The following is an 11,670-nucleotide window of genomic DNA, read 5'->3' on the forward strand; positions in this document are numbered from 1 at the left end:
AAAATGGATATCAAATCAGAAGTTATTGAAATTATTGATGAGTTATTTATGGAAGATGTTTCTGACATGATGGATGAAGATCTTTTTGATGCCGGTGTCTTGGATAGCATGGGAACGGTTGAATTGATTGTGGAGATTGAAAACCGTTTTGACATTCGTGTTCCAGTGACGGAGTTCGGTCGTGATGACTGGAATACGGCTAATAAAATCGTAGAAGGTATTATGGAGTTGAAGAATGCTTAAACGCTTGTGGCTGATCTTCGGTCCTATCTTCATTGCTGGCCTTTTGATTCTTTTACTCATCTTTTTTTATCCAAGTACAACAAGTCATAATCTGACGGAGGAGAAGTACTCAGCGGCTTCTGTTAGTGCAGAGAGTTTTAAAGAGAGAAGCCAAAAAGTAAGGGCTCTTACGGATCCAAATATGCGTTTTATTCCTTTTCTAGGGTCTAGTGAATGGATTCGATTTGATAGTGTCCATCCAGCTGTTTTAGCGGAAAAATACCATCGTCCCTATCGTCCTTACTTTCTAGGTCAAGCAGGAGCAGCCTCTCTAAATCAATATTTTGGTCTACAGCAAATTTTGCCAGAAATAGAGAATAAGCAGGCTGTATTTGTGATTTCGCCGCAGTGGTTTACGGAGACAGATTATGAACCCGCAGCGTTTCAGAGATTTTTTAACAGTGACCAATTGACAGCTTTTTTGGGAAATCAATCTGGTGACATTGCTGCAAAGCATGCGGCTATTCGATTGTTAAAGCAGAATCCTAATGTTGCATTAAAAGGCATTGTTCAAAAACTGTCAAAGGGTGAAGAATTATCAGAGGTTGATCAAGTTGCTATTGATATTTTTGCGCGATTCAATGAAAAGCAATCCGCTCTCTTTGGACAATTCTCCATTCGAGGAAAACTCAAGTACAAGGAACACGTGGAGAACTATTTAAAGGATCTTCCGGATCAATTTTCTTATGATGAGTTAGAAAAAATTGTTCGTAAGGACGCAGAAGCAAATACGACCAATAACGATATGGGGATGGAAAATCATTTCTATACGAGAGAGGTTCAAAAGGATTTAAAAAAATGGGAAGGGTATCAAAAAAATTACAACTTCCTCAAGTCCTCTGAATACAATGATTTGCAGCTGGTCCTCAATCAATTTGCTAAGTCGAATGTCAATGTGCTCTTTGTCATTCAGCCGGTTAACAAGAAGTGGATGGAGTACACAGGACTCAGCGAAGAGATGTACCAGCATGCAGTGGAGAAAATTCGTTACCAATTAGAAAGTCAGGGTTTTACCAATATTGCTGATTTTTCAAAAAATGGAGGGGACCCTTATTTTGTTAAGGATACCATTCATCTAGGATGGTTAGGTTGGCTGGCTTTTGATAAGGTTGTCAATCCTTTCTTGACGGATCCGAAACCAGCTCCAGACTACAAGATGAATGACCGCTTCTTTAGCAAGGACTGGGCGACCTATGATGGGAACATCAAAGATTTCCAATAAAATCAGCTAAAAGTTTGGGATTTAAACCCAAGCTTTTTTGTTTAATTAGCGAATGTTTTAGATGAAAATAAGTCAAAGGTTTCAAATTTTCTAGAAATATCGTATAACATAAAGGAAAAAAGAAAAGAAAAGGATTTCAAAATGAATAAACGTTTCTTATTACCTGTCTTGTCGACGGCCCTATTGGCCCAAGCCTTTTTAGCTGGATAAGTCTACGCTGAGGAAGCAACAACTCCTGCAGAAAGTTCAGCTGTTGTAGCGACTCCTGCTACGTCGGCGACTTCAGCTCCTGTTGAGAGCCCTGCGGTACCGGAAACTTCGGCAACTTCAGAAGCAGTTGCACCTGTAGAAGCTCCGTCAGCTCCTGCTGAATCTACTAAAAGCGAAGAAAAGGACACCGTTATCTTACACACCAATGATGTCCATGGTCGTATTGTAGAGGAAAAGGGAGTAATTGGAGATGCCAAGTTAGCGACTGCCATTGAGCAGGAACGCGCGAAATCAAATCAAACGACTCTCGTCGTAGATGCTGGAGACGCCTTCCAAGGTTTACCGATTTCCAACTCTACAAAGGGTGAAGCGCGTGCTGAAATTCTCAATCAGATGCAGTATGATGCCATGGCAGTAGGAAACCATGAGTTTGACTTTGGTTTGGACGAAGCTAAGAAATACAAGGAAATCTTGAAATTCCCATTACTTAGTTCAAATACCTACGTCAATGGTGCTCGTCTCTTTGAAGCTTCCACAATCGTTGATAAAGATAAGACTGTGGAAGGTGATGAATTTGTTGTAATCGGTGTGACAACACCTGAAACTGCTACAAAAACCCACCCTAAAAACATTAAAGGGGTAACTTTTACAGATCCAATCTCTGAAGTCAATAAGGTCATCGAAGAAGTTCAAGCCAAGGCTCGTGCAGAAGGTAAGGACTACCAACACTATGTTGTGCTTGCTCACCTCGGTGTAGATACCACAACTCCAGTCGAGTGGCGTGGTTCAACCTTAGCAGAAGCTCTATCTAAAAATCCTCGTCTCAAAGGCAAACGTGTGACAGTTATTGATGGGCATTCTCATACAGTAGCTTCCACAACTTATGGCGACAATGTTACCTATAACCAAACAGGAAGCTACCTTCATAATGTTGGGAAGGTTATCTACAAATCACGTCAGCTTTTGGGTAATCCTACGTTGATTGCAGCTGCTGACGCCAAGAAACTGACTGCTAATCCAACAGTTGAAAAACTAGTCAAAGACATTAAACAAAAATACGATGCTGAAAATGCTGTTGAAGTCGTTTCAAACAGCCCTGTGGAACTAAACGGTGATCGTGAAAATGTTCGAGTTCGTGAAACCAACCTCGGAAACGTCGTGGCAGACTCTCTCTATCAGTATGGTCAGACAGGATTTAGCCATCCGACTGACATCGCTGTGACAAATGGTGGTGGATTGCGTGAAACTATTGCAAAAGGCAAACCGATTACCAAAGGAAATGGTCATTGCTGTTCTTCCATTTGGAAATACCATCTCACAAATCCAAGTGACTGGGCAACAAGTATTGGATATGTTTGAAAAGTCACTCGGATCTATCTTGCAGATCGATAAAGATGGCAAGAAGGTCTTGGATGAGAACGGACAACCATTGCTAGAACCAAGTGGTGGCTTCTTGCAAGTTTCAGGTGTGAAGGTCTACTATGATACCAACCTACCATCAGGTAAACGTGTCTTGGCCATCCAGGTCAAAAACCGCACGACTGGTCGTTATGATCTCCTAGACCTCGCAAAAACCTACTATCTTGCAACCAATGATTTCCTAGCTGCGGGTGGCGATGGCTACACGATGTTAGGTGGTGCGCGAGAAGAAGGACCTTCTATGGATGCAGCCTTTGAAGAGTATCTGAAAACAGCTGATTTGACCCAGTATGAAAAGATCAATCCGAACTCACGGACGATTTCTGTGGATTCTAAAAACTTTAGTCTACCAGTAGAAACGCCTCAAACGAATGCAGTTGCTAACGATGCGACTACGAATGTACCGCTTACTTATGAGGTGGCGGGTCAATTTAGCAAGAAGGCAGTTGTCTCAGAAAAAGCTCTCCCAAATACAGGAAGTGAACAATCCATCTTCTTGCTCTTGATGGGTATGGTAGCTGGATTGGCAGGTATCTTATCGAGCCGAAAACCAAAGCAAAAATAGGTTAAATTTCACATCTAAAAGAGTCTAGGGAAACGTTTTTACGCCCTTTTCCCTTGACTCTTTTTTGGTTTATGATATAATTAACCAGTAAAGAATCGGTGGCTATCTAAGTTTTTTACGAAAAAGATAGCTAGGGAAGGAGTAACACATGAGACAGCTTGCACAGGAAATCGATAACTTTTTAAACGAGGTGATCTTGAGATCTGAGAACCAGCATGAAATTCTGATCGGGCATTGCACAAGTGACGTAGCCTTGACCAACACTCAGGAGCACATCCTCATGCTCTTGTCAGAAGAATCCCTAACTAACTCGGAGTTGGCCCGTCGCCTTAATGTCAGTCAGGCGGCAGTGACCAAGGCTATCAAGTCTTTAGTCAAAGAGGGTATGTTAGAGACATCCAGAGATCCTAAGGATGCGCGTGTAATCTTTTATCAACTGACAGAGCTAGCTCGACCAGTAGCGGCAGAACACCACCACCACCATGAGCACACACTCTCAGCCTATGAACAAGTAGCAAATCAGTTTACTCCAAATGAACAAGAAGTGATTCAGCGGTTTTTAACTGCTTTAGTAGGAGAAATCAAATAATGCGGTATATTACAGTAGAGGATTTGTCTTTCTATTATGACAAAGAGCCTGTCCTCGAGCACATCAACTACAGTGTTGATAGTGGGGAGTTTGTCACCCTGACTGGTGAAAATGGGGCTGCCAAGACGACGCTTATTAAGGCTAGTCTAGGCATCTTGCAGCCAAGATTTGGCAAGGTAACCATTTCAAAGACAAATACTCATGGAAAAAAGCTAAGGATAGCTTATCTTCCCCAGCAGATTGCTAGTTTTAATGCTGGTTTTCCAAGTACAGTTTATGAATTTGTCAAGTCGGGTCGCTATCCGCGAAAGGGCTGGTTCCGTCGTTTGAACGCCCACGATGAGGAGCATATCAAGGCCAGTCTAGACTCAGTTGGTATGTGGGAACATCGTGATAAACGAATTGGCTCCCTATCGGGAGGGCAAAAGCAACGAGCAGTGATTGCACGGATGTTTGCTTCTGACCCAGATATCTTTGTCCTAGATGAGCCGACGACAGGGATGGATGCGGGGAGCAAAAATGAATTTTACGAACTCATGCACCATAGTGCCCACCATCATGGCAAGGCTGTTTTGATGATTACCCATGATCCTGAGGAGGTCAAGGACTATGCGGATCGCAATATTCATCTGGTTCGTAACCAAGATTCGCCGTGGCGTTGTTTCAATGTTCACGAAAGCGACCAGGAGGTGGACCATGCTTAGTTTGTTATCTTATGACTTTATGCAGCGTGCCTTCTTGGCGGTCATTGCCATGAGTCTCTTTTCTCCGGTTCTTGGGACTTTCCTTATCTTACGTCGTCAGAGTCTCATGAGCGATACCCTCAGTCACGTTTCTCTATCAGGAGTAGCCTTTGGTCTGGTTTTGGGAATTTCTCCAACCATTTCAACCATTGCCATTGTCTTGATCGCTGCGGTCTTTCTAGAGTATCTCCGGACAGTCTATAAGAACTTTATGGAAATCGGGACTGCCATCCTCATGTCAACGGGGCTTGCAGTCTCCCTTATCGTGATGAGTAAAGGGAAAAGTTCGAGTTCCATGAGTCTGGACCAATATCTCTTTGGTTCGATTGTGACCATTAGCCAGGAGCAGGTGATTTTCCTCTTTGCCATTGCGGCGGTCGTTTTACTCTTGACTTTCTTGTTCTTGCGACCAATGTATATCCTGACTTTTGATGAGGATACGGCCTTTGTGGATGGCTTGCCCGTTCGTACCATGTCCATTCTTTTTAACATGGTGACAGGGGTGGCCATTGCCCTTATGATTCCAGCTGCGGGAGCTCTTCTGGTATCGACCATCATGGTTTTGCCAGCTAGTATTGCCCTGCGTCTGGGGAAAAACTTCAAATCCGTTATGTTACTAGCCAGCGCTATTGGCTTTTTGGGAATGGTGGCAGGACTTTATATTTCCTACTATGCGGAAACCCCTGCCAGCGCTAGTATTACCATTATCTTTGTAGCTGTCTTTTTATTAGTCAGTCTACTGAAACGTTTTATCAAATAGGAGAATGAAATGAAAAAACTGAGCTTACTACTAGCTAGTCTATGTGCCCTGTTTTTAGTGGCTTGTTCCAATCAAAAACAGGCAAATGGGAAGCTAAATATCGTGACAACCTTTTACCCTGTCTACGAATTTACCAAGCAAGTCGCAGGAGATACTGCTAATGTAGAACTCCTAATCGGTGCTGGTACAGAACCTCACGAATACGAACCGTCTGCCAAGGCAGTTGCTAAAATCCAAGACGCAGATACCTTCGTCTATGAAAATGAAAATATGGAAACTTGGGTTCCAAAATTGCTAGATACTTTGGATAAGAAAAAGGTGAAAACCATCAAGGCGACAGGCGATATGTTACTTTTGCCAGGTGGTGAGGAAGAAGAGGGAGACCATGACCATGGAGAAGAAGGCCATCACCATGAGTTCGATCCCCATGTTTGGTTATCACCAGTTCGTGCCGTTAAACTAGTAGAGCATATCCGTGACAGCTTGTCAGCAGATTATCCTGATAAAAAAGAAACCTTTGAGAAGAATGCTGCTGCCTATATCGAAAAATTGAAAGCCTTGGATAAGGCTTATGCAGAAGGCTTGTCTCAAGCTAAACAAAAGAGCTTTGTGACTCAGCACGCAGCCTTTAACTATCTTGCCTTGGACTATGGACTCAAACAAGTCGCAATTTCAGGTCTCTCTCCAGATGCAGAGCCATCAGCTGCTCGTCTGGCAGAATTGACAGAGTATATCAAGAAAAACAAGATTTCTTATATCTACTTTGAAGAAAATGCCTCACAAGCCCTTGCTAATACACTTTCAAAAGAGGCAGGTGTCAAAACAGATGTCCTCAATCCTTTAGAAAGTCTGACTGAAGAGGACACCAAGGCGGGAGAAAATTACATCTCTATCATGGAGAAAAACCTCAAGGCTTTGAAACAAACAACAGACCAAGAAGGGCCAGAAATTGAGCCAGAAAAGGAAGAAAACACCAAGACAGTTCACAATGGTTACTTTGAGGATGCAGATGTCAAAGACCGTACCTTGAGTGACTATGTAGGCAACTGGCAGTCAGTTTATCCTTTCCTTGAAGATGGGACCTTTGATCAAGTCTTTGACTACAAGGCTAAGTTGACTGGTAAGATGACCAAGGATGAGTACAAGGCCTACTATAGAAAAGGCTATCAGACAGATGTGACTAAGATCAACATCACGGATAACACTATGGAATTTGTTCAAGGTGGCCAAAGCAAGAAATTCACCTACAAGTATGTCGGCAAGAAAATCTTGACCTATAAGAAAGGCAATCGTGGTGTGCGCTTCCTCTTTGAAGCGACAGATGCGGACGCTGGACAGTTCAAGTATGTTCAGTTTAGTGACCACAATATCGCCCCAGTTAAGGCAGAACATTTCCATATCTTCTTTGGAGGTACTAGCCAAGAGGCCCTCTTTGAAGAGATGGATAACTGGCCAACCTACTATCCAGATAACCTATCTGGCCAAGAAATCGCCCAAGAAATGTTGGCACATTGATGCAAGAGAGAATCCCGCAAATCTGCGGGATTTTTTGCTGGAAATGATTAGGTTGTTAGGTATTATAGTATCACAGCTGTGCTGTTCACAATGTGATAAAGAGGTCATTTTCTACTGGCTGATTCTCACTAGCTGGCGAATGCAAAAGCTACGATTGTACAAATTATAGAATCTTTTCAGGGGATTTAGGAAGGGAGCTTAGTCATATTGACGCTGCTATCGCTTTTTGTTATAGTCAAAGAGAGAGTGGTCTGGAACAATAGTTTATTCACAGTCTGTGGATAAGTCTAGGGGGGAAATGACATACAACTCAGGGTGTTGAAGTATCCTGATAATAGTTCTGTATATTAGTGACTTGCTAGAGAGCTAGCAGAAATCCTAGTACAGAGCTATTTTACAAAGATCTGTTTAGATTTACAGGTCCAAAGTCTAAGAGCTGGAGTCTGAAGAAATTAGTTTTTAGGTATGCTTTCTTATCCACAAGTTGTGGATAACTTTGTGAACAAGAGAAAGAGATGTGAGATGATGACGAAAATAAAACCGCATGGACCATTACCAAATCAGGCCCAGCTAGCTTATTTAGAGGATGAACTAGCTGCCTTTATCCATTTTGGTCCCAATACCTTTTATGACCAAGAATGGGGAAGTGGGCGAGAGGATCCTAAGCGTTTCAACCCGACCAAGTTGGATGCGCGTGAATGGGTTCGGGTACTCAAAGAAACAGGTTTTAAAAAGCTGATTTTGGTGGTTAAGCACCACGATGGTTTTGTCCTCTACCCGACAGTACATACAGATTATTCGGTCAAGGCTAGCCCTTGGAGGGATGGAAAGGGGGATTTGCTTCTCGAAGTTTCCCAAGCTGCGACTGAGTTTGACATGGATATGGGAGTGTATTTGTCTCCTTGGGATGCTCACAGTCCCCTCTATCACGTTGACCGAGAAGCGGGCTACAATGCCTACTATCTGGCTCAATTGAAGGAAATCTTGTCAAATCCTGCCTATGGAAATGCTGGTAAGTTCGCTGAGGTGTGGATGGATGGTGCTCGAGGAGAAGGGGCCCAGAAGGTCAACTATGAGTTTGAGACTTGGTTTGAAACCATTCGTGACTTGCAGGGCGATTGTTTGATTTTCTCAACTGAAGAGACCAGTATTCGCTGGATTGGAAATGAACGAGGCTATGCAGGGGATCCCTTGTGGCAAAAGGTCAAACCAGACCAGTTAGGAACAGAGGCGGAATTAGATTATCTACAGCACGGAGACCCCTTTGGGACGCTATTTTCAATCGGTGAGGCAGATGTTTCTCTTCGGCCGGGCTGGTTTTACCATGAGGATCAGGACCCCAAGTCTCTCGAGGAATTGGTCGAATTCTACTTTCACTCGGTGGGTCGGGGTACACCTCTCTTACTCAATATTCCGCCAAACCAAGATGGCCTCTTTGACGAAAAGGATATCCGGCGACTGTATGAATTTGCTGCCTACCGTGACACACTCTATAGGGAAGATTTAGCTCTGGGAGCCAAGGTATCTGGCCCTGCTCTATCACCAGACTTTGCTTGTCATCATCTGACAGATGGACTGGAGGCTAGTTCTTGGGCAAGTGATGCAGAGTTGCCAATCCAATTAGAGCTCGATTTAGGGGCACTTAAAACTTTTGATGTGATTGAGTTAAGAGAAGATTTGAAGTTGGGGCAACGCATCGCTGCTTTCCATGTTCAGGTAGAGTTGGATGGTGTCTGGCAGGAGTTTGGCTCTGGTTATACTGTTGGCTACAAACGTCTCTTACGAGGATCAGTCGTTGAGGCGCAGAAGATACGCGTGACCATTACAGAGGCACAGGCTTTGCCTTTGTTGACCAAAATTTCACTCTATAAAACACCTACCTTGTTGAAAAAAGAAGCTGTTCAGCAACTAGAGTTTTCAGAAAAAAGTCTAGCTGTGACCAAGGGAGAAAATGTCCACTTTACAGTTAAGCGCAGAGAATGTAGTGGTCCTTTAGAAGCTAAGATTTCGATTCAACCAGGGACGGGTGTACATGGTGTCGCTTATCAGGATGAGATTCAAGTCCTTGCGTTTCAAGTTGGCGAGACTGAAAAAAGATTGACGCTTCCAACCTTGTATTATACAGGAGATAAAACCTTGGATTTCTATCTGAACCTAACGGTGGGTGGTCAGCTTGTAGATCAACTTCAAGTCCAAGTTTCATAAAAAAAACCTTTGCGCGATGCAAAGGTTTTTTGGGTTATTAGTGATTTGGTAGCCAGCTGAGGGTGAAGGTCAGTTGCTCAGCTTTCAAGAGGTCTTGGTGTTGAATGCTAGATACTATAGTCTTGTCCAATCGGCATTCTTTGACAAAGTTGAAATGGCTGTGGTTTTGCTCGGCATGGATATCCAGCCATTTATTTTCCTTAGCTAGGTAGATACGGAGATGGTCAAAGAGAGGGATTCCGAGATCATAACTTGGTTTGCCCGGACAGGTCGGGTAGAATCCAAGAGCTGACCAGATGTACCAAGCAGAGAGACTGCCATTGTCCTCATCGCCAGGATAGGCTTTCCAGCTGGGGTGAAAGGCTTTCTGACGGAGCGTCTTGATGAGAAGGGCAGTGTAGTCTGGGTAGTTGCTGTAGCGGAAGAGATAAGGGATGTGGAAGCTAGGCTGGTTAGAGATGGCGAGTTGTCCAAAGGGAGCTGTTGCCATCTCGCTCATCTCGTGAATCTCGTAACCATAGCCGGTGGTTTCAAAGAGAGGAGCGTCCTGACAGGCTTTCAATAGATAATTGCTGAAGGCTTCTTTTCCACCCATAAGTTGGATTAAGCCTGGGATGTCATGGAGGACGCCTAAAGTCGATTGAATGGCAGAGCATTCGGCGTAGTCGCGTCCCCAACCATAAGGAGAGAAGTCAGGGCGGAAGTTGCCTTGGCTATCTCGCGCTCGCATGTAACCTGTCTCAGCATCAAATAGATGACGGTAATTTTGAGACGCAGTTCTATAAGTTTCCGCGATGTCATTCTGACCTAGTTTTTCGGCACAGCTGGCGATACAAAAATCACTATAGGCATAGTCTAGGGTATGGCTGACGCTTTCGTGGTGGTCGGTAGAGAGGTAGCCCAGTTCTTGGTATTGGGCTAGTCCGTGGCGGCCATTGATGCCGAGAGGGTCGGACTTAGTGGCTGTTTCAAGCATGGCTTGAAGGAGTTCTTTTTCTAGGTCGGGGGCCATGTCCTTGCAGGCGCTGTCTGCGATAATGCCATCTAAAAGGGTACCAGGCATCATACCCCGTTCGTCCGGAGCTAGCCATTTTGGAAGGAATCCAGTATCGCGGTAGCTATTGAGGAAACCTTCTAAAAAGCGGTGATAGTGCTCCGGTATGATAAGGGCAAAGAGGGGGAAGGTGGTGCGGAAGGTATCCCAGAAGCCATTGTTGCTAAAGAGGACGCCGGGCTTGATAGTACCAGTAGCCAGATCCATGTGGATGGCTTGCCCTGATTCATCAACCTCATAAAAAGTCTGCGGGAAGAGGAAGAGTCTGTAAAGGCAGTGGTCAAAGAAGGTTCGGTCAGCCTCTCCTGTCTCGATAACGTCAAAACGGTGGAGAAGATTTTCCCAGTCTGCTTGGGCACTAGCTTTACAGCTGTCAAAATCTTCTTGAGGTAGATTAACCAGAGCTTGAGAAGGCGATATGAAAGAAGTTGCTAGTTGGATCTCAGCATAGCTGTTTGCTAAGTCAATTCGCCAGTCCCCGTCTTCTTGGCTGACAGCAAGAATATCCGTATTCATTTGTAGAGCAGTAAACAGTATCAGAGGATTTTTGGTAGTCTCAGTTTTGCCTTCTTGCCGTAGGGAAAGAGTTCGCTTATCTACTTGCTTGACTGTCAGTTCATCTGCTGCGTGAAGATAGAGGGAGAGGGCTTTGCCTTGCTTTTGCTCCAAACGAATAGAAGCACCATAGCAAGTCGGTGTGAGCTGGATTTCAATCTGATAGCGCAGAGAAAAGAGTTTCAAATAGTGAGGCTGGAAGCAAGCTTTATCTATATCATAAGAAGACTGGCGGTGAAAGAGGCTATCTCCCCCAAGCTGGCCGGTGACAGGTGTCAGAAGGAGCCATGAGTAGTCCCCAATCCAAGGGCTGGGCTGATGGGTTAAGCGAATCCCCTGAAAAATGGGCAGATGCGGATCGAAAAACCAAGCTCCATCCTGATCGCTGGTCTGGGGCACAAAATAATTCATCCCGAAAGGGACGCCCGTGTAGGGCAGGGTATTTCCCCGAGAAAAGGCATGCTTGCTAGCAGTCCCAAAGCGGGTATCGATGGTTTCAAGTAGTGGTTTCATAGTATTTCCTTTAGCTGTTTTTCTACATTATATCAGAA

General features: G+C 44.2%; 8 protein-coding genes and 1 pseudogene. 8 read left to right on the top strand and 1 reads right to left on the bottom strand.

The features are described 5' to 3' along the window. Positions 1 to 3 precede the first annotated feature (3 nt). The 8 genes and pseudogenes from dltC (at position 4) to KIH88_RS00495 (ending at position 9,510) form a co-directional block, all read left to right on the top strand. Positions 4 to 243 (top strand): D-alanine--poly(phosphoribitol) ligase subunit DltC, encoded by a 240-nt coding sequence (gene dltC / locus KIH88_RS00460; RefSeq protein WP_061588543.1) that lies wholly within the window; start codon positions 4 to 6, stop codon positions 241 to 243. Continuing rightward, entirely contained in the window at positions 236 to 1,504 is a 1,269-nt protein-coding gene (dltD, locus tag KIH88_RS00465) for a D-alanyl-lipoteichoic acid biosynthesis protein DltD (protein ID WP_084939465.1), read from the top strand. Before dltC ends, dltD begins: the two co-directional genes overlap by 8 nt. Before the next feature lie 141 nt (positions 1,505 to 1,645). Beyond that, a pseudogene (gene nt5e / locus KIH88_RS00470) lies at positions 1,646 to 3,698 on the top strand (cell surface ecto-5'-nucleotidase Nt5e). A gap of 148 nt (positions 3,699 to 3,846) precedes the next feature. Further along, positions 3,847 to 4,287: a zinc-dependent transcriptional regulator AdcR gene (adcR, locus tag KIH88_RS00475; RefSeq protein ID WP_001249325.1), complete on the top strand. Its 441-nt coding sequence runs from the start codon at positions 3,847 to 3,849 to the stop codon at positions 4,285 to 4,287. Beyond that, positions 4,287 to 4,991, top strand: coding sequence for a metal ABC transporter ATP-binding protein (locus KIH88_RS00480; protein ID WP_001269482.1), 705 nt, complete (start codon positions 4,287 to 4,289; stop codon positions 4,989 to 4,991). Before adcR ends, KIH88_RS00480 begins: the two co-directional genes overlap by 1 nt. Beyond that, complete coding sequence (locus tag KIH88_RS00485; RefSeq protein WP_000950023.1) at positions 4,984 to 5,790, top strand: metal ABC transporter permease; 807 nt, start codon at positions 4,984 to 4,986, stop codon at positions 5,788 to 5,790. The genes KIH88_RS00480 and KIH88_RS00485 overlap by 8 nt, the downstream gene beginning before the upstream one ends. 9 nt (positions 5,791 to 5,799) lie before the next feature. Further along, positions 5,800 to 7,305, top strand: coding sequence for a zinc ABC transporter substrate-binding lipoprotein AdcA (adcA, locus tag KIH88_RS00490; protein ID WP_213988623.1), 1,506 nt, complete (start codon positions 5,800 to 5,802; stop codon positions 7,303 to 7,305). A gap of 525 nt (positions 7,306 to 7,830) precedes the next feature. After that, the gene (locus KIH88_RS00495) at positions 7,831 to 9,510 is read left to right on the top strand and encodes an alpha-L-fucosidase (RefSeq protein WP_165442238.1); all 1,680 of its coding nucleotides are present in this window, start codon (positions 7,831 to 7,833) and stop codon (positions 9,508 to 9,510) included. A gap of 37 nt (positions 9,511 to 9,547) precedes the next feature. Here KIH88_RS00495 and KIH88_RS00500 read toward each other — a convergent pair whose 3' ends face one another. Then, on the bottom strand, positions 9,548 to 11,632 hold the full coding sequence (locus KIH88_RS00500; protein ID WP_213988622.1) for a GH92 family glycosyl hydrolase: 2,085 nt from the start codon (positions 11,630 to 11,632) through the stop codon (positions 9,548 to 9,550). Between the last annotated feature and the right edge of the window lie 38 nt (positions 11,633 to 11,670).

The organism is Streptococcus oralis (assembly GCF_018448765.2).
Classification (GTDB): Bacteria; Bacillota; Bacilli; order Lactobacillales; family Streptococcaceae; genus Streptococcus; species Streptococcus oralis_BM.